This is a genomic window from Suttonella sp. R2A3, assembly GCF_021513215.1.
GTDB lineage: Bacteria > Pseudomonadota > Gammaproteobacteria > Cardiobacteriales > Cardiobacteriaceae > JAHUUI01.
Genome location: NZ_CP090975.1, coordinates 368,534 through 388,395, shown reverse-complemented (window position 1 = coordinate 388,395; position 19,862 = coordinate 368,534). Strand labels below are relative to the sequence as shown.

19 protein-coding genes are annotated in these 19,862 nt (G+C 48.9%); all 19 read left to right on the top strand.

Translation table 11 applies throughout. From position 1 onward, the window contains the following. Positions 1–107: 107 nt before the first annotated feature. The 19 genes from uvrB to L0B52_RS01795 all read left to right on the top strand — a co-directional run bounded on the left by uvrB (position 108) and on the right by L0B52_RS01795 (position 19,828). Entirely contained in the window at positions 108–2,105 is a 1,998-nt protein-coding gene (gene uvrB / locus L0B52_RS01885) for an excinuclease ABC subunit UvrB (protein ID WP_235064845.1), read from the top strand. Between the two features lie 131 nt (positions 2,106–2,236). Beyond that, on the top strand, positions 2,237–3,523 hold the full coding sequence (bioA, locus tag L0B52_RS01880; protein ID WP_235064844.1) for an adenosylmethionine--8-amino-7-oxononanoate transaminase: 1,287 nt from the start codon (positions 2,237–2,239) through the stop codon (positions 3,521–3,523). Next, entirely contained in the window at positions 3,516–4,643 is a 1,128-nt protein-coding gene (locus L0B52_RS01875) for an aminotransferase class I/II-fold pyridoxal phosphate-dependent enzyme (RefSeq protein WP_235064843.1), read from the top strand. The genes bioA and L0B52_RS01875 overlap by 8 nt, the downstream gene beginning before the upstream one ends. Then, a complete protein-coding gene (locus tag L0B52_RS01870; RefSeq protein WP_235065422.1) occupies positions 4,643–5,290 on the top strand; it encodes a pimeloyl-ACP methyl esterase BioG family protein in 648 nt (215 codons plus the stop codon). Before L0B52_RS01875 ends, L0B52_RS01870 begins: the two co-directional genes overlap by 1 nt. Then, a complete protein-coding gene (locus tag L0B52_RS01865; RefSeq protein WP_235064842.1) occupies positions 5,277–6,029 on the top strand; it encodes a methyltransferase domain-containing protein in 753 nt (250 codons plus the stop codon). Before L0B52_RS01870 ends, L0B52_RS01865 begins: the two co-directional genes overlap by 14 nt. Next, complete coding sequence (gene bioD, locus L0B52_RS01860; RefSeq protein WP_235064841.1) at positions 6,026–6,709, top strand: dethiobiotin synthase; 684 nt, start codon at positions 6,026–6,028, stop codon at positions 6,707–6,709. The genes L0B52_RS01865 and bioD overlap by 4 nt, the downstream gene beginning before the upstream one ends. Before the next feature lie 77 nt (positions 6,710–6,786). After that, entirely contained in the window at positions 6,787–7,452 is a 666-nt protein-coding gene (locus L0B52_RS01855; protein ID WP_235064840.1) for a hypothetical protein, read from the top strand. Beyond that, positions 7,449–9,269 carry an SLC13 family permease gene (locus L0B52_RS01850; protein ID WP_235064839.1) on the top strand — a complete coding sequence of 607 codons (1,821 nt, stop codon included), beginning with the start codon at positions 7,449–7,451 and terminating at the stop codon, positions 9,267–9,269. Before L0B52_RS01855 ends, L0B52_RS01850 begins: the two co-directional genes overlap by 4 nt. Before the next feature lie 12 nt (positions 9,270–9,281). Continuing rightward, positions 9,282–9,875 (top strand): CDP-alcohol phosphatidyltransferase family protein, encoded by a 594-nt coding sequence (locus tag L0B52_RS01845; RefSeq protein ID WP_235064838.1) that lies wholly within the window; start codon positions 9,282–9,284, stop codon positions 9,873–9,875. Between the two features lie 3 nt (positions 9,876–9,878). After that, positions 9,879–11,618, top strand: a complete 1,740-nt coding sequence (locus tag L0B52_RS01840; protein ID WP_235064837.1) for a bifunctional alpha/beta hydrolase/class I SAM-dependent methyltransferase — start codon at positions 9,879–9,881, stop codon at positions 11,616–11,618. A 2-nt stretch (positions 11,619–11,620) separates the two neighbouring features. Then, complete coding sequence (locus tag L0B52_RS01835) at positions 11,621–12,226, top strand: lysophospholipid acyltransferase family protein (RefSeq protein WP_235064836.1); 606 nt, start codon at positions 11,621–11,623, stop codon at positions 12,224–12,226. Further along, entirely contained in the window at positions 12,223–13,155 is a 933-nt protein-coding gene (locus L0B52_RS01830) for a phosphatidate cytidylyltransferase (RefSeq protein WP_235064835.1), read from the top strand. The genes L0B52_RS01835 and L0B52_RS01830 overlap by 4 nt, the downstream gene beginning before the upstream one ends. A 166-nt stretch (positions 13,156–13,321) precedes the next feature. After that, on the top strand, positions 13,322–13,621 hold the full coding sequence (hfq, locus tag L0B52_RS01825; RefSeq protein WP_235064834.1) for an RNA chaperone Hfq: 300 nt from the start codon (positions 13,322–13,324) through the stop codon (positions 13,619–13,621). A 50-nt stretch (positions 13,622–13,671) separates the two neighbouring features. Continuing rightward, positions 13,672–14,970 (top strand): ribosome rescue GTPase HflX, encoded by a 1,299-nt coding sequence (gene hflX / locus L0B52_RS01820; RefSeq protein WP_235064833.1) that lies wholly within the window; start codon positions 13,672–13,674, stop codon positions 14,968–14,970. A gap of 8 nt (positions 14,971–14,978) precedes the next feature. Then, positions 14,979–16,298: an FtsH protease activity modulator HflK gene (gene hflK, locus L0B52_RS01815; protein ID WP_235064832.1), complete on the top strand. Its 1,320-nt coding sequence runs from the start codon at positions 14,979–14,981 to the stop codon at positions 16,296–16,298. A 17-nt stretch (positions 16,299–16,315) separates the two neighbouring features. Then, a complete protein-coding gene (gene hflC / locus L0B52_RS01810) occupies positions 16,316–17,230 on the top strand; it encodes a protease modulator HflC (RefSeq protein WP_235064831.1) in 915 nt (304 codons plus the stop codon). 6 nt (positions 17,231–17,236) lie between these two features. Continuing rightward, positions 17,237–17,431: a DUF2065 domain-containing protein gene (locus L0B52_RS01805; protein ID WP_235064830.1), complete on the top strand. Its 195-nt coding sequence runs from the start codon at positions 17,237–17,239 to the stop codon at positions 17,429–17,431. Between the two features lies 1 nt (position 17,432). Continuing rightward, positions 17,433–18,536, top strand: a complete 1,104-nt coding sequence (locus L0B52_RS01800) for an ATP phosphoribosyltransferase regulatory subunit (protein WP_235064829.1) — start codon at positions 17,433–17,435, stop codon at positions 18,534–18,536. Beyond that, entirely contained in the window at positions 18,536–19,828 is a 1,293-nt protein-coding gene (locus tag L0B52_RS01795) for an adenylosuccinate synthase (RefSeq protein WP_235065421.1), read from the top strand. The genes L0B52_RS01800 and L0B52_RS01795 overlap by 1 nt, the downstream gene beginning before the upstream one ends. The last annotated feature ends 34 nt before the right edge of the window (positions 19,829–19,862 follow it).

Genomic DNA, 19,862 nt, shown 5'->3' with positions numbered 1-19,862 from the left:
GATTTTGCGGATAAATGTTGCCAAAATATGTCGAGTACATCATGATCAGACTGTATTGCCTGTACCGGCTATGCGACAATAGATTTTTTGCGCAAAGTGGGGGGCTAATGAGTGAGCGTTTTAAGTTAGTTGCTGATTATCAGCCAGCTGGCGACCAACCACAGGCGATTAAGCAACTGGTTGAAGGCTTAGAAGACGGACTCGCCAAACAAACGTTGCTCGGGGTAACCGGTTCTGGCAAAACCTACACCATGGCCAATATTATCGCCGAGGTGCAGCGTCCAGCGTTAATTATGGCACCGAATAAAACGCTGGCTGCGCAACTTTATGGCGAAATGCGCGCGTTCTTCCCGCATAACGCAGTGGAATATTTTGTTTCCTACTATGATTATTATCAGCCAGAAGCGTACGTTCCGGCCTCCGATACCTTTATTGAAAAAGATGCCTCGATTAACGAACACATCGAACAGATGCGCTTATCAGCAACTAAAGCGATCCTGGAACGTCGCGATACGATCATCGTCGCCAGCGTGTCGTCGATTTACGGTTTGGGCGATCCCAAGCTGTATATGAAGATGGTGTTGCATATTAATCGTGGCACCCATATTGATCAACGCGCGATGCTCTCACGCCTGGCAGAGCTGCAATACACGCGTAATGACCATCAACTGTTACGTGGGACCTTTCGTGTACGTGGTGATGTGATTGACATTATGCCGGCGGAGTCTGATTGGTATGCGTTGCGGGTTGAGCTTTTTGATAATGAAGTGGAATCGATTCGTTATTTTGATCCACTGACTGGTGAATTGCTCGAGCAAATTCCACGCGTAACCATTTACCCGAAAACACACTATGCGACCCCACGCGGCACGATTGTCGAGGCGGCGGAGTCGATTAAAGCTGAATTGCGTGATCGCCTGGCAGCGCTAAATGCAAGCAATAAACTGGTTGAAGCGCAGCGCCTGCAACAGCGGACCCAGTTTGATCTGGAAATGATGCTCGAGCTTGGCTATTGTTCAGGCATTGAAAACTACTCGCGGTATTTGTCTGGACGCAACGCCGGTGAACCGCCACCCACACTGCACGATTATTTGCCAGCGGATGCCATTTTGATGCTTGATGAAAGCCATGTGACGGTGCCACAGCTCAATGGCATGTATCGTGGTGACCGTTCACGCAAAGAAACCTTAGTTGATTATGGGTTTCGCCTGCCTTCAGCGCTCGATAATCGTCCGTTGCGTTTCGAAGAGTTTGAAACCATTGCGCCACAAACGATTTATATTTCCGCCACCCCCGGGGATTACGAACAAGAACATTCAGGACAAATTGTCGAGCAAGTGGTGCGTCCTACCGGCTTACTGGATCCGCAGGTCGAGATTCGTCCGGTTGATCGTCAGGTTGAGGACGTACTGGGTGAAATTCGTAACCGAGCAGCGATCGATGAACGGGTGCTGATCACCACATTGACCAAAAAAATGGCCGAAGATTTAACCGATTATCTGCTCGAACATGACGTGCGTGTGCGCTATATCCACTCTGATGTGAATACCGTTGAGCGCATGGAAATCATCCGTGATTTACGTTTGGGTGAATTTGATGTGTTGGTGGGGATTAACTTGTTGCGTGAAGGCCTAGACATGCCGGAAGTATCCCTGGTCGCGATATTTGATGCCGATAAAGAAGGGTTTTTGCGTGGTGAACGCGCGTTGATTCAAACGATTGGTCGAGCGGCGCGTAACGCCAAAGGTATGGCAATTCTTTATGCCGATAAAATCACTAAATCGATGGCTAAAGCAATGGAAGAAACCGCGCGTCGTCGTGATAAACAGATTGCGCATAATGAAGCGCACGGGATTACACCAACCACGATTCGCAAACAGGTTCAAGATGTGATGGAAGGTGCGCATGTGGCGGTCAAGGCGAGTAAAGCACATAAGGCAAAGCAAGGTAAGACCTCAGAAATACTCACCCCCGCAGAGGCCGATAAACGCATTCGTCAGTTGGAAAAAACCATGCTCGAACACGCACAGAATTTGGAATTTGAACAAGCTGCTGCCTTACGTGATGAAATCAAAAATCTTCAAGCACAGGTGTTCATGCAATAGTTAAGTATGCACGTATTTTTGCTTGTATGAGAGGTTTGGTCAACATAAAAAGCTAAATCAATTGCGGGGTTAACAAGTTTTGCTGCAAGAATTTTTGGCGTTGTTAAAATGGCCATTTTATTCGCCATTTTATGAGTACACCGTTACAGGTCTTTGATCAGGCACACATCTGGCATCCTTACAGCTCCCCAACCCCTGCTTTGCCACCCTATGAAGTGACTGCAGCGAAAGGGGTGATTTTAGATTTGGCGGATGGCAGGCAATTAATTGATGGAATGTCGAGCTGGTGGTCGGTGATTCACGGCTATCAGCATCCTGATATTAATGCCGCTATGTGTGCACAAATCGAACGTTTCGCGCACGTGATGTTTGGTGGTTTAACCCATGAACCGGCAGTGCGTTTGTCGCAGCGTCTTTTATCAATTGTGCCCTCATCTTTGGCGCATGTGTTTTATTGTGATTCGGGCTCGGTCGCGGTAGAAGTGGCGATGAAAATGGCCTTGCAATATCAGCATGCGCGAGGTGAGACGCAACGGCGGCAATGTGCAACGATTCTGGGAGGATATCACGGTGATACCTGGCACCCCATGTCTGTCTGTGATCCACAAACAGGCATGCATCATCTCTATCATGATCGCTTGATGACACAACATTTTTTGCCACGCCCGCGCTCGCGTTTTGATGATGCGCAGTGTTGTGATGAAGACAAAAATGCGTTAAATGATTTTTTTGTCGCACACGGCGAGCGTATTGCCGCTTTTATTCTTGAACCCATTGTTCAAGGTGCGGGAGGAATGTGGTTTTATCATCCCGATTATCTACGCCACCTTGCTACTTGCTGCAAGGCCTACGGCGTCCTACTTGTGGCTGATGAAATCGCCACCGGATTTGGCCGGACAGGACAATGGTTTGCGGTAAATCATGCTGATATTACACCAGATATTATGTGTCTGGGTAAGGCGTTGACCGGTGGGTATATCAGTTTTGCGGCAACACTGTGTACAACCGAGGTTGCGCACACGATTGCTTCTGGAGATCCTGGCGTGTTGATGCATGGTCCCACTTTTATGGCTAACCCACTGGCGTGTGCGACAGCCGATGCTTCACTACAGTTATTACAACAAGGAACTTGGCAAGCACAGGTTCAGACAATTGCCGCACATTTTAACGACACCTTATTGCCTTTACGAACACGCGATTATATCGCCGATGTTCGCGTGCTCGGCGCGATTGGGGTGATCGAATTGCATGATGCTGTGAATATGGCGCACATTGTGCCACGCCTGGTTGCGGCAGGAATTTGGGTACGGCCTTTTGGTCGATTGGTGTATTTGATGCCACCTTTTGTCATCAGCGCAGCACAATTAACCGATTTGACGGACGCCTTGATTGGCGTATTGGACGGGTTGTATGCGTGAGATATTGCGTGATCAGCTAAACATACTGCAACAAACAGCCGCTTTGCGCACTTTGCCTTTGACAGCACATCCGGGGGTGGATTTGCTGAGCAACGATTATTTAGGTATTGCTGCTAATACAGTGTTATATGAGCAATTTGTTTTAGATTGGTTTGGTGCAGGTGGTGGTGCGAGTTCAGCGAGTGCTTCGCGTCTGCTAGGCGGTAATGCGGTATCTAGCGCATCTTTAGAAGAAACGGCCTCGGCGATATTTAAGCGTGACGTACTGTATTTAAACAGTGGTTATCACGCCAATATCGGTATTTTACCGGCGCTTACTGCGCGCGGCGATTTAATCCTTGCCGATAAGGCCATCCATGCCAGCTTGATTGATGGTGCACGCTTGACCCAGGCGAAGCTGCTGCGCTACCCCCATCAAGATTTAACGGCTTTGGAGGCATTGTTGCGCCAGCACCGAGCGGCGTATCGTCGGGTATGGATTGCCACAGAGAGTGTGTTCAGTATGGATGGCAGCTGCAGCGATCTGCGCGCAATTTGCGCCTTAAAACAGCAATACGATGCGCAATTGTATGTTGATGAAGCACATGCCGTAGGTATTTTTGCTGAAGGCCGTGGACTGGCGCAAGCACAAGGGGTTTTGGATCAGATCGATATTTGTGTGATGCCCTGTGCGAAAGCGCTGGCATCCTATGGGGCATTGGTACTCTGTGATGCGGTGTTGCGTACTTATTTGATCAATCATTGCCGAAGTTTGATTTTTGCCAGCGCACTGCCGCCAATTGTGACGGCGTGGACAGAATATGTCCTCAAACATTTAGTCGATTTTACACCGCAGCGCCAGAAAATACAGCGACACAGCCAGATGTTACGCCAAGCATTAGGGTTGAAAACTGATGGACTTTTATCACCCATCGTCGCATGGGTAATCGGTGAGAACGCGCCAACGATGAACTTGGCAGCAGCTTTGGCAGCAGAAGGTATTCATGTTGGTGCCATTCGTCATCCTACTGTGCCGCAGGGTGCGGCGCAATTACGATTGTGCGTGCATGCCGGGTTAAGCTCGTCGGAGATTGATGAGGTGATTAAAACGATCCAACGACACACGAAGGCAGTATCTTGATGAAAGAAGCTGTCTTGGTGTTTAATGGTTGGGGTATGGATGATCGCGCCATAGAGCATTTATGTGATGGGCGCCGTGTACTGCTGATTGCCCCGCAAACCCCGCTACAAACTATAGCCACCATGATTAACGCATGGGGCGAACGAGAAACGCATATCATTGCCTGGTCGATGGGCGTTTGGGCGGCAAATCGCTTCCTGAGTATGTATAGCGACGCTTTGCTGGTTAAAAAAGCGATAGCGATTAATGGTACACCGCCCGGTATTGATGATGACTATGGCATACCTTTAGCCGTATTTGAGCGTATGGTCGCAGCGTTTAATCAACAACAGCGCAATAAATTATATCGCCGTATTTTTTCGCTGCCACATTGGCGTGATGATGATTACAGTGCGTATTTGCCACAATGTGCTATCAGCGAACAGCACCATGCGCTGACGGTCTTATTACAGGCGAGTGCAACACCGTATGATACTTATGCGGCTTGGAGTCACGCCTGGATAAGCGAGATGGATTCGGTAGTACCATCGTTACATCAACATCGATATTGGCGTGAACGTGGCGTTTGTCTACAAACTAAGGCTGCGCCGCATCATTTATTGCGAAACTGGTCTTCATGGGCAGATTTTTTACATGACTGTCCATGAACACCAACAACAGTTGGCGGCACATTTCTCCCGCCATTTGGATGCGTATCATCAATACGCGGATCATCAACGTGGTGTTGCAGACCGTTTGGCGCAGCGGCTGTGCCAAATCATTACGCGTCCTTATCATCACGCATTGGAAATAGGTTGTGGGAGCGGATTTTTAACCACTGCCTTGGCCCAATATTGGCGGCAACCGCGTATTGCACGTTATGGGTTAAACGATTTATACCAACCCCCAGCGCTCAATCCGCCAGCTCTTGAGACCTATTTGCATATTGGTGATATCAGCAAACTGCTGTTGCCAGCTTCGCTAGATTTGGTGTTGAGTGCGTCGGTGTTTCAATGGATAGAGCCATTAGATGAATTGTTACGCAAGCTACATCAGACGATGCATGCTGAGGGCATTTTTGCATGCAGCCTTTATGCAGGGCAGCATTATCAGGAGTTACGCGAAACATTGGGCATTGGTTTGAACTATCGCGCCCCACAGACGCTCTTTGACCTATTCACGCAATATTTTCAGCCACTGTGGTCGGATTCGGTGTGTTCACGCATCTATTTTACTGATCCTCATGCGGTATTGACGCATATTCGCGATAGCGGATTGCATGCACTTAGCGTATCACCAACGTTTAGTGCTTGGCGACAATTTCGTTCTCGCTATGCGCGTTTGTGCGATGAACAAGGCTACCCACTGACTCAAGATGTGTTTTTATTTATAGGCAGGCGGCGATGAAAATCTTTTTTATTACGGGGATTGGTACAGATATTGGTAAAACCTACGTAACTGCAAGGTTGTTACGTGCTTTGATGGCGTACCAAATCAAGGTCAGTTCGTTTAAACTGGTACAGACAGGCATGACAGAAGGGCAGATTGCCCCCGATATTTTAGCGCACCGCAGCGACAGTGGACAACCTTTGAGCGAAGCAGATCGCATAGGATTGAGCTGTGGTGCAACATTTCCTTATGCCGCTTCGCCGCATTTGGCGGCTAGTCTGCTTGGAACAACGATTGATGGTGCGCAGTTGTGGCAGCGCTTGACGCACTACGCCACAACGTGTGGGGCGGATGTTGTGTTTTGTGAAGGTGCTGGTGGGGTATTTGTGCCGCTTAATCACACAGAACTTACCGTAGATTGGCTGATTGCCCATCGCCTGCCGATTATCTTAATCGCTAATGCCGCGTTGGGTAGTATTCATCATAGCATCGCCACGCTTGAGGCAATGCGTTCACGAGGCATAAGTCCACGCTGGCTTATTTATAATCCCTATCCGTATGCAGCACCACTCATTGCGCAAGACAGTAGCCAGTATCTGGCGGCTTATTTGGCGCGTAATCATCCAACGGTTGGCTTTCTTCATCTGAGTGCAGGGAGTAAATTACCAGAGGATTTTATCAATATTTTTCGTGATTAAAATAAGCGGCGAATAGGTTATAGTGTTTCAAGAAATAATGCGTCATGCTCAGTTGTAAGTATAAAAAGGTGGTTTAAATGCGGGCTCGGTTGTGGAAAATATGGAGCGTATTGTTTTCGCTGTTTGTGATGCTGATGGTGATTTTTTATTTCTCGATTCAAGAAAAGCGCGTTGGTGTGGTTTTTAATGATGGCGAAACGCGTACGTTCTCGGTGTTTCGGCCGTTGGCCGGGAAAGGGGTTGTGCTGTCGATGCAAACAGCCGCTTCGCCAGAGCTGCTTGCCTGGCTTGAGCAAAATCAACGCAAAGATCGGAGTAAATCCTGCGAATTTGCTTATCAGCGTCATTGTGTCTCTGAAGAGATTGAATACCCATTTACACTGGATATTCGTCTCAATAAACAGGATGCACACCCCATACATGCAGTTGCTTGGTATCGCGATGACGAGAAAATTATCTTTGAGTTTGAACCTCAAGATGCGTTAGCGTCGCTGGCTTTTTGGCCTGGGTGGCCTAAGCTTGAGGTGACTATCCATGACACACATGGCGTAGTGCCCCAAGAGAACAGCATCTTTATTGTCCGGCCAGCGTTGAGGTTATGGAATAGCTCGTCATACGGCTACCAATGGTTGGCTTGGATGTTTTTCTGGCCCATTTGGTTGTTACTGTTTGTGTTATTTGCCGGTGTTATGGAGTTGATCTTCTGGCTACAGCGGCGCAAAACAGCACGCCTTAATTCATGAGCGCTGAAATTGCTTTTGTTTATGTGCTATTACTGCTAACGGTAGTTGCGTTTATTATCGATCGTTGGCGCATGGATATGGTGGCGCTGATGGTGGTGATCGTGCTTGCGGTATCCGGTGTGATCACCCCCGCAGAAGCGGTTTCCGGATTTGGCAATACAATCGTGGTGATGATTGCCGCATTATTTGTTGTCGGTGAAGGGATTTTTCGTACCGGTGTTGCAGGCACGATTGGTCAGTTCCTGCTAAAAATTGGTGGCAAGAGCGAGCTACGATTGTTGCTGGTGTTATTGCCGGTGGTGTCTTTATTATCCACCAGCATTAGTTCGACAGGCACCGTTGCGTTACTCATTCCCGTGGTGATGGCGATGGCGCGTAAAGCCGAAATTCATCCAGCGAGGCTGCTGATGCCAGTCGCCTTTATAACCTTGATTGCCGGAATGACCACTCTGATTGGTACGCCACCGAATATCGTGGTTAGCGGGGCGTTACGCGATGCCGGAAGAGAGGCGTTTGGCTTTTTTGACTTTACGCCAGTTGGTGGGCTGATTTTATTGGTCAGTTTGGGGTTGATGCTCAGCGTCGGACGATTTTTATTACCTAAGCGAGCTTTAGATGGTGATAAATCTGAACGTGCGTCATTAGAAGCATTTGCCGAGCGCTATGAAATCAGCGGCCAACTGCATAAATTGCTGTTGGCCAATAACAGCCCGTTGAAAGGTCTGACAGTCAGCGAGGCGAAATTACGCCGCCAGTATAACGTCACGTTATTTGCGCTTAATCAGAATAACCGTAAAGCCAATGCTTTTATTCCGGCGATGCTCAATAGCCAAATCGCGCAAGATGATGCGTTGTGGGTTTATGGTCGTGACGAGGATGTTAGCGAGCTGTGTCAGGCAATGCACCTGTATCGCTCACCATTTAGTGCCTATGAAGAACGGCGGGTGCAGCGTGCATTTGGTTATGTTGAAGTGTTGATCCCGCCTGATAGCGCCTTGGTAGGTAGCACACTGGAACAAGCCGCGTTTCGTCGCCATTATGGGCTCAATTTGATTGCCTTACGCCGCGGGCAACAAACCATCACCATGAATTATGCATCCACGACGTTACAAGCTGGAGACAGCTTACTGCTTGCGGGGAGTTGGTCGCATATTCGCCGTTTGTCTAATGAGCGCAACCTGGTGGTTTTGCAAACGCCAGTGGAATTAGAAGATATTGCGCCATACTCGCATAAGGCACCGCTTGCGATCGGGATTATGCTGCTGATGATTGCAGCGATGGCGTTTGGTTGGCTGGCGAATGTTAGCGTAGTACTTATCGCTGCGATGTTAATGATCATCAGCGGTTGCGTGAGTATCAAAGAGAGTTATCAATCGCTCAATGAAACCAGTTTAGTGCTGCTCGCGGGTATGCTGCCACTGGCTGTGGCGATGGAAAAAAGTGGCGCGTTACAACTGTTGGTTGATACGTTGCTGGCAGGGTTTAGCGAGATTTCACCACTGGGTTTGTGTACCTTATTATTTGTATTAACCGCCGTGCTTAGCCAATTTATGTCTAATACCGCCACAACTGTGCTACTTGCGCCGGTGGCGATATCGATGTCTCAGGCGCTTGTAATTGCCCCAGAGCCGGTGATGATGACGGTGGCGATTGCTGCGTCATCAGCCTTTGCAACCCCGATTGCCTCACCGGTGAATAGTTTGATTATTTTACCTGGTGGATATCGTTTTATGGATTTTGTTCGTATTGGCGTACCCTTACAGTTGGTTATTATGGTGCTAACGCTGTATCTGGTACCGATATTTTTCCCATTTTAGGAAGGGTGATTCATGAGTATCTATGCCTTAAAAAGCCGTTTCCAAGCACTATTGCGACCCTTGGTTCAAAACTTATTTGAGCGTGGCGTGACGGCTAATCAAGTGACCATTGCGGCCTTATTAGGTTCATTAGTGCTTGCGGCGCTCTTGGCCTGGCTAAGTTCAATAACTTGGGTATTTATCTTGGTGCCGCTATGGATGTTTATTCGCATGGCGCTCAATGCCATCGATGGGATGTTGGCGCGTGAACATGGCCAGCAATCAGCGCTTGGTGGCTATCTCAATGAATTGAGCGATATGTTGGCGGACGCTGCTTTATATGCGCCATTTGCATTACTGAGTGGGGTTTATCCATCTTTGGTGGTGGTGTTTATTATCTTTGCATTACTCAGCGAGGCGGCTGGAATTCTTGGTGTCGCCCATGGTAATGGGCGACGTTACGATGGCCCGATGGGTAAAAGTGATCGCGCTTTTTTAATCGGTTTGATTGCTGTATTGGTGGTTTTTCATGCACTATTTTCTATAATCAATGGATTATTTTTTATCGGTATTGGGTTATTATTAATCACGAATTGGCGACGTGTCAGTAATGGATTAGCAGGATGAGCCATGAATGAACAACAACAGAATTTTGTCAGCCACGATGGTGCGCAGTTATTTTATCGCTACCGTCCGCCAGCAAGTGGACGCACCGAGAAAGCACTGATTTTATTTCATCGTGGACACGAACATTCCGCGCGGATGATGCATGTTGGCGAAGAATTAAACCTAGAAGATACCGCAATTTTTGCCTGGGACGCACGAGGGCATGGTCATAGCCCGGGGGAACGAGGGGATAGTCCGTCGATTGATGCCTCAGTGGCCGATGTTGAAGCGTTTGTTCGTTATATTGAACGTACCTACGATATTGATTATGGGCAAATGGTGGTTATTGGGCAAAGCGTTGGTGCGGTGCTGGTGGCAGGCTGGCTGCATGATTACGCACCAAAAATCCGTGCGGTAGTTTTGGCCTCACCAGCGTTTAAAGTCAAGCTTTATGTGCCGTTTGCTCGCCCGGGTTTACGCCTAATGCAGCGTTTGCGCGGTAACTTTTTTGTCAATAGCTATGTTAAAGCGCATTACCTCACTCACGACCAAGCCCGTATTGATAGCTTTAATAATGACCCACTGATCGCGCGTGCGATTTCCGTGCGCATATTGTTGGGGTTGCACCGACTCGCGAAACGGGTAGTCGCTGATGCACAAGCGATCACGGTGCCGATACAGCTATTAATCTCCGGCGATGATTGGGTGGTGTCTCATCAGCCGCAGCATCAATTTTTTAACCATTTAGGTAGTGCGGATAAAGAACGCCACGTATTGCCCGGGTTTTATCACGATACGTTGGGTGAACGCGATCGTGCACAAGCCATTGACCTTATGCGCACATTCATCGAGCGGCAGTTCGCAACGCCTTATGCGCCGGTTTCGGTTACTGATGCAGACGAGCGTAGCGTGAGTCGCGTACGAGCCGACAAGTTGGCAACGCCACTAGCGAAGTGGTCACCACGCGGCATGTATTGGCGGGCTTATCGTGCCGCGTTGCGTTTCGGTGCTCGTTGGTCACAAGGCTTAGCTGTTGGGCGTGATGCCGGGTTTGATAGCGGGGCTACCTTGGATTATGTCTATCAAAACCAGCCAAGTGGGACAAATGCATTTGGCCGCTTCATTGACAAGCAGTATCTGAGTGCGATTGGTTGGCGTGGGATTCGTGGAAGAAAGCGGCATATTCAGGTAGCGATTAATGAAGCTTTTGCGTGCTTAGAAGCCGCCGGTAAAGAAAAACGGGTGTTGGATATTGCCGCCGGTCATGGACGCTACGTGCTTGATGCTTTATTAACCTCGCATCACCCCGAACAGGTCTTATTACAAGATTTTAGCGAGGCGAATGTCGCTGCCGGAGGAAAGCTGATTGCTGAGCGTGGTTTGAGTGAAACTGTAACCTTCGTACAGGGTGATGCCTTTGATCGCGCGGCATTCGCTGATCATCCAATTGAGCCCACGCTCGGGATTGTTTCCGGGCTGCATGAATTATTCAGCGATAATACTTTAGTGCTGCAATCGCTCTATGGTTTTGCCGATATTATCAGCGAGGGTGGCTATTTGATTTATACCGCACAGCCTTGGCATCCGCAGCAGGAAATGATTGGTCGTGCACTATCGAGTCATCGCGCGGGACAGCCTTGGGTGATGCGCTGTCGCTCACAGCAGGAAATGGATCAGTTGGTTGAACAAGCGGGTTTTGTGAAATACGCGCAGTGGAGTGGTGAAGATGGGATATTTACCGTGACTTTGGCGAAACGGGTCTAGCTGTGGCTCAATTCATGCGCTTATTGTTGTATTGGCTGGTGGTGTTAGTTACCGGCGTGCGGACGCGCAGTGCCCGGCAATGGCCTTATCCGAGTGGGGCAAAGCTGTTTTATGCCAATCATGGTAGCCATGGTGATTTTCTCTTACTGTGGGTAGCCTTACCCGCGCATGAACGTGCCGAGGTTCGTCCGGTTGCGGGTGCTGATTACTGGCTGAAAACCCCAATGCGGCGTTTTCTTGCGCTCAAAGTGTTTAATATGGTGTTAATTGATCGTAAAGGCGATCCGCATCAAGCCATTGAGCAAATGGTGGTCGCCTTAGAGGAAGGGTCGTCGTTAATCCTCTTTCCCGAAGGAACGCGTAATACGACGGAAACGTTATTGCCGTTTAAAAGCGGGGTCTATCACCTGCTTAAACAAAAACCAGTGCCGGTTGTCCCGATTTGGATTGAAAATATTGCAGATGTGTTACCTAAAGGGCGTTATATTCCAGTGCCAATGCTTTGTGCGCTGCGCTTTGGCGAGAGCTTTCAAGGTGCGCATGCCGATAAAACAACCTGCCTTAATCGATTAAAAGACGCACTCATTAGCGCAAGGGGATGTGCATGAATACCACCCATGTTTGGATAGTACTCGCCGTTATTGGTACGATTCTCACCACAGCAACCATCGTCTCGAAAGTGCTTATCGCCAAACATGGTCACAGTCCAACCTTAGACAACCTGTTAGATCGCGTACAAGCCTGGTGGATGATGGTGGTTGTGCTGTTGTTGGCGTTTCTATTTGGCCGCGCGGCCACTGTTTTGCTGTTTATGCTCATTTCATTTTTAGCACTACGAGAGTTCCTGTCGCTGATTTATCGCCGCCGCGCTGATTATTTTGTCTTGGTTGGGGTGTATTATGTGGTACTGCCGTATCAATACTGGCTGGTTTATGACGCTTGGTACGGTTTATTCTCCATCTTCATTCCTGTCTATGCATTTTTACTCATGCCGATTGTGGCCTCACTGGCTGGTGATACCGAGCGTTTCCTAACCCGTTCGGCAAAAATCCAATGGGCGCTGATGATCAGTGTGTTTTGTGTCTCGCATGTGCCTGCGCTGTTGTTCCTGCATTTTCCCGGTTATGACAGCAACATCGCTTTGCTGATCTTTTTAATTGCGGTCGTGCAAGCGAGCGATGTGTTGCAATATATCTGCGGCAAATTATGGGGTAAACGGAAAATTGTCCCAAGTTTATCGCCGTCAAAAACAGTCGTTGGGACGCTTGGTGGTATTGCACTTGCCACCATGCTCGCAGCATCTTTGTGGTGGATGACGCCCTTTACACCTTTTGAAGCAGCGGCACTTGGATTGTTGATTGCGGTGATGGGCTTTTTAGGTGGGCTGGTGATGTCGGCGATTAAACGCGATATCGGGGTCAAAGATTGGGGCAGTATGCTCAGTGGACATGGCGGTATGCTCGATCGGATCGACTCACTGTGCTTTGCCGCGCCCATTTTCTTCCACGTGGTGCGTTATTTATGGCGGGCAGGCTGATTATTATTGCCGGTCTTTGCTTAGTCGATGGCATACGGATTAACGCCTGGCAATTTGATTATTTTTCTCGGATAAGACGTTTTCTCAGATAGGGGATTCGTGCTAGGATAAGTAGCTGCATGCAGTAGTGGGTACGGCGTGCATTTATTTTGGGAGTACAACAAGAATGAGTAAATCACAGTCACTGCAAGATCCTTATCTTAATGCGTTACGTAAAGAGCGCGTACCGGTTTCCGTGTATCTGGTTAACGGTATCAAGCTGCAGGGACAAATTGAATCCTTTGATGCGTTTGTCGTGTTATTGCGCAACAATATCTCGCAAATGGTTTATAAACACGCGATCTCTACCATCGTGCCGTCACGTAATGTGAGCATTGGCGGGGCAAGCGATGAAGAAGAAGACCACAGCGAACAGCCGGCGAACGTATCGCATCAAGCAACGCCGAATAGCGATCCTTTTTATTGATGGTTAGCAATTGCTTAATGCCTTTCATTTATTTCTGTCGGTAGTCGGTTTTGTTTGAACGTCCACAAAGTGGTGAACGCGCGGCACTCATTCAGGTTGATATTGGTCGCGCAACCGACCCGGCAGTACGCGAAGAATTTCATTTACTGGCAGATTCAGCGGGTGCTGAAGCACTGTGGTGTAAAGACTATACGCGAGGTGAGATCGAACCTCGCTATTTTATTGGCCGCGGTCAGGCTCAAGAAATAGCCGAAGCCGTCGCCGAGCACGAGCTTGATTTGGTGATCTTTAACGCGCCACTTTCGCCCTCGCAAGAGCGCAACCTTGAAAAACTCTTTAATGCCAGAGTGTTGGATCGTAGCGGCTTGGTGTTGGATATCTTTGCCCAACGTGCGCGCAGCCACGAGGGTAAATTACAGGTTGAGCTCGCGCAATTGCGTCATTTATCCACCCGCCTGGTACGTGGTTGGACGCACTTAGAGCGACAAAAAGGGGGGATTGGTTTGCGTGGCCCTGGGGAAACGCAGCTTGAAACCGACCGTCGTTTGTTGGGTATTCGCATCAAACAATTACAGCGTCGCTTGGAGAAAGTACAAACCCAGCGCGAAGAGAATCGCAAAGGGCGTTCGCGTCGGGAAATGCCAACCGTAGCATTGGCCGGCTATACCAACTCTGGAAAATCGACGCTGTTTAATGCGCTCACTGATGCAAACGTGCTTACTAAGGATCAGCTCTTTGCCACCCTTGATCCAACCTGGCGCAAACTACAACACGATGGTGTGCAAACGATTTTGCTAGCTGACACGGTGGGGTTTGTCAGCGATTTGCCACATGAACTGGTTGAGGCGTTTAAATCCACCCTCGAAGAAACGGCGTATGCGGATTTGGTGTTGCAGGTCATTGACGCTGCGGACGAAGATCATCTTGACCGTGAATCGGTGGTCGCTGCAGTGCTTAAAGACATCGGCGCTGACGATTTGCCGATGATTCGTGTCTATAACAAAATTGATTTGCGCGATGAAGCGCCCCGTGTGCAACGTGATGATCAAGGCAAGGCACGTGCAGTATTTTGTTCGGCAAAAACCGGCGTAGGCTTGGATCTGTTACGCGAGGCGATTGTGGATCATTTTGCGAGTAGTCAGTGTGCCGGCTGGGTGCAGTTGTCGCTGGCTGATGATGGCGCACTACGCTCGGCATTATTCAGCGAACAAGCAGTGTGCGAAGAGGTGCTGGGCAGTGATGGCTCACTGTGGCTTAACATAGTTTTAGCTGAAAAACGTTTTCATCAGCTACAATCTCAGTATAATCGGGCATTGGATTTGGTCCATCAACGACCTGAAATGGTATAAAGGTAATTATGTTTAATTTGTTAGTTGGCTGTTATACAGCAGCAAATAGTATTGCACGGCGTCGCGGTTTGGCGATGGCTACCCAAGATCCTTGGGGAGAGCGTCCGGAAAGTGATAAACCGAAACAGCAGTCGGGCAAAGATGAACAAGGCCCACCGGATCTTGATGAACTATTCTCCAAGTTAATCAAGCGCAAACCCAAACGCTCGGGTGGTGATGATCAGAGCGGTGGCGGTGGAACACCAAGCCTGCCGCCGATGTCGGGTAAACTCATTGCGCTGATTGCCGGGGCGATTGTTGCTGCCTGGTTGGCGACCGGTTTTTACACCATCCAGGAACGGGAAAATGGGGTCGAAATTGTTTTAGGTAAATATGCTTCAACCTCAAAATCAGGTTTGAATTGGAATTGGCCTGCCCCGATCGGTAAGGTAGAAAAAGTCGATGTGACCTCTATTTCTACGATGCGTGTCGGTGAGTTTAAAACCCAATCCGGTAATACCAGCACTACCTCACAGCGTGTGGGACAAATGCTGACCAGCGATGAGAATATCGTTGAAATCGGTGCGGCAGTGCAGTACCGAATTGGTGATGCGAAACAATTTTTGTTCCAAGCAGAAAATCCGGTGGATATGCTTGAGGATATTGTGATCAGTGCGATCCGTGAAGTGGTTGGTGCTAATGGCGTCGACGATATTTTGCGTGATAAACGCAGTTTCTGGCCACAGGAAGCGAAAGATATTATTGTGCAAACCTTACAAGAATACGATTTGGGGTTTGAGATTATCGCTTTTGAACTGCAAGACGCGCGCGCACCCGCTGAAGTGCAAGACGCGTTTGAAGATGCGGTTCGTGCACGTGAAGACGAAGAGCGTTCACGCTTGAAAGCCGAAGCGGTGGCTCGTGAGCGCTTACCACAGGCCCGTGGTGAAGCGGCAACGATGATCGAACAAGCTAAAGAATACCGCGCAAATGTGCTCGCTGATGCCAATGCTAATGTGTCACGCTTTGATGATTTATTGGCTGCGTATCGGCTTGATAAAGAGGTGGTTCGTAATCAGCTCTATCTCGATACGATGGGTGATGTGTTTAGCAGTGTACCAAAGATTATTGTTGATGCTGAAAACGCACAACCGATTGTTAATTTAGGTAATAACCAACAACAACGCGATGAATCGGTTCGATCTAGCGTAGGCGCTAGCAGCGTCGAGAAGCGCAATAACGAAAGTGGCGACAATCGTAGTAGCGGTAATCGAAGTGATACAGGCCGCCAGTCATCAACGCAAGAAAATGATTTACGCAGTCGCGAACGCCCACAACGCGAGTATTAAAGAGTAAGGTTGAAACGATGAATATGAAATTAAATGCACTGATTGCCGTAGTGATTGTTGCACTCGTGCTGTTGTTTAGCTCGTTTTATGTGGTGAGCGAACGTCAGATGGCTGTGGTCACTCAATTCGAACGGTTGGTGCAAACAGAAGAGCAAGCTGGCTTGCACATGAAAGTCCCATTTATCCAAAGTGTGGAGTTTTTTGACTCACGGATGCAGCGCTTAGACGTTGAACCAGAGCTGTTTTTGACCAGTGAGAAAAAATACCTCGTGGTTGATTATTTTGTGATTTGGCGGATTGGCGATATTCGTGAGTTCTATACCAGCGTCCAGGGTAATTTGAGCCGTGCTTCGAGTTTACTTGATCAGTTGGTCAAAGACAGTTTGCGTAATGAATTTGTTGCGCGTACGGTTAAAGACGTCATTTCTGAAGACCGTGGCTCGATTATGAACAGCGTGACCGAATCGTTACAAACCGATGCCAAGCGCTATGGTTTGGATGTGATTGGTGTACGTTTGAAGCGGGTTGATTTTTCGGAAGGTATTCGTGATCGGGTATTCGATCGGATGCGTGCTGAGCGTGAGCGGGTGTCTAAGAGTTTGCGCGCACAAGGTGAAGAAAAAGCGGCGATTATTCGCGCTGAAGCGATGCGTCAGGCGCAGGAAATTGTTGCTGAAGCACGTGAGAAAGCCAACATCATGCGCGGTCAGGCTGATGCTGAGGCGGCAAAGTTATTTGCCGAACATTATGGTCAGGATTTAGAATTCTTCCGTTTCTGGCGCAGTATGCAAAACTACCGCAACGCGATCCGCGCGGATAACACCACCTTCTTGATGGAGCCCGATAGCGAATTCTTTAACTACTTCAAAAAGAAAGACGCAGCAAATGATCATGAAATCATACTTTCTGATGATCTTCTTGAAGAGTATTAATCGTCAATGAGTGCTTGGATATTAGCTTTTATCATCGTCCTCTTTTTTGAAGGGGCAATGATAGGCATTGCACCGAAAACCTGGAAACGCACCATTATCGAGCTGGTAAAACTGCCCGATCATTCATTGCGTAAAGTGGGCCTGTCGATGGCGGGCGTTGCGCTTGTCTTATTGGTGCTATTTAAAACAACGGGAAGCTGAAATGGCTAAATATTGGCTACTACCGGAAGATATTATCGAGTTGCTCCCAGATGCCGCAAAAGAAGTTGAGGCGTTGCGTCGTTTGACGCTCGATCATTTCGCCAGTTGGGGCTATCAGCAAGTACTCCCACCTCTGGCTGAATATTTAGACTCGCTATTAGCCGGTAGTGGCGCTGATTTAGAAGCACAAACGTGCAAAATTACCGATCATCACAGCGGCCGCTTAATGGGGGTTCGCGCTGATATCACCCCACAAATTGCGCGCATCGATGCGCACCGTCTCCCTACCGATGGCGAGAGCCGTTATGGTTATTGTGGTGAAGTGTTGCGTAATCGCAGTGAAAGTACCGAGCCACGCCGTAATCCGCTGATCGTTGGCGCTGAATTATTTGGCGTTTCAGAAGTAGGTGGTGATGTAGAAATCATTGCCTTATTGCTCGATTGGTTGAGACGCACCGGGATTGATGATTGTGTCCTTGATTTAGGCCATGCCGGTATTTTTAGCGGTTTGGTCGCGCGTGAGGCGCTTGATGCCGATGATCGCGCGCTCTTACAAGATATCTTTGCCGGTAAAAAACGCCCAGATTTGATGGCCTGGCAGGCACAATCCCGCTTAAGCGATCGGTTGATCGAAGATGTCCAAGCGCTGATGGGGCTTTACGACGATGCTCAAGCCCTTGATACGCTGCGTGAGCATTTTGCAGGCACGCATCCTGAGTTTGACCGCGCGATCGCTGATCTAGAGGCGGTGCAAAAGGCTATTAGTGCATTTTTCCCAGAGCAACGCACGAGTATTGATTTAGGTAGTGTCGGCAGTTATGGCTATCATAGCGGTTTGGTGTTTAGCTGTTTTGCCAGTGGGCATTATAGTGCGATTGCCCGCGGTGGTCGTTACGATGGCGTTGGTGCGGCTTATGGGCGTTCACGGCCGGCAACAGGCTTTAGCGCTGATTTATTGACCCTGGCTCAGCTGAGCACCGGTCATGGTGAGCAACCTGCGTTCACCGAAGTTTTATTTCCCGATAATGCTGAAACGTTTGCTGCTTTAGCACAGCGTCGCGCAGCGGGTGAGTCTATTCGTTTTAAGCATAATAAAGGTGCATGATGAGTACAAATTTGGTTGTCATCGGTTCGCAATGGGGCGATGAAGGCAAAGGAAAAGTGGTTGATTTACTCACAGAATCAGCCGGCGCAGTGGTGCGTTTTCAAGGTGGGCATAATGCCGGTCATACCTTGGTTATTGATGGACAAAAAACCGTGCTACATTTAATCCCCTCAGGCATTTTGCACGATGGTGTGATGAGTTATGTGGGCAACGGTGTGGTGCTGTGTTTGCGTGCGTTTAAAACCGAAATGGATAAACTGGTTGCTGCTGGGGTTCCTGTTGCTGAGCGTTTGCGCTTATCGCCTGCGTGTGCATTGATTTTGCCAAGCCATATTGCCTTGGATCAGGCACGTGAGATAGCGCGTGGCGAAGAAAAAATTGGCACGACCGGTCGTGGTATTGGTCCAGCTTATGAGGACAAAGTAGCACGCCGAGGTCTACGTTTAGACGATCTGAGTGACCCTGAAACGTTTAGCACCAAAGCACGCGCTTTGATCGACTATCACAATATGCTGCTCACCCAGTACCATAAAGTCGACGCGGTCGATGCAGATGCGGTGATCAAAGAATGGCTCGATTATGCAACAATCGTTCTGCCGTTGATTGCGGATGTGAGTGTGGCGATTGCAGCGCATCATGCTAATGATCAACACATCATCTTTGAAGGTGCGCAAGGGGCGATGCTCGACATCGATCATGGCACCTATCCGTACGTGACCTCTTCGAGCACCTCAGCTGGCGGTGCGGCTAGCGGTAGTGGGATTGGTCCGCGCGATTTGGATTATATTTTAGGGATCACCAAAGCTTACACCACACGCGTGGGCAGTGGGCCGTTCCCAACAGAACTCCATGACGATATTGGTGCGCATCTCGCCAAAATTGGTCAGGAATTTGGTGCAACAACTGGGCGTGCACGTCGCTGCGGTTGGCTGGATTTGCCGGCATTACGCCGCGCAATCTTAAACTCGAGTATTGATGGACTGTGCATTACCAAGCTCGATGTGCTCGATGAACTGGCAGAAATCAAAGTCTGTGTGGCTTATGAGTTGGATGGTGTTCGCCAAGAGATTGCGCCACTCGGTGCAGAGAGATTAGCGCGCTGTCAGCCGATTTATGAAACGTTAACCGGCTGGCAGGAAAACACGGTTGGTTATGATCAAGATGAACAGCTGCCTCAAGCAGCGCGAGACTATCTCGCCCAAGTTTCATCGTGGCTTGATGTGCCGATTGTGATGGTCTCTACCGGCGCAGAACGTCGCCATACCATTATTCGCCAACCGTTGTTGGTCTAGAACGATAAGGCCGCCTTATGGCGGCTTTTTGCTG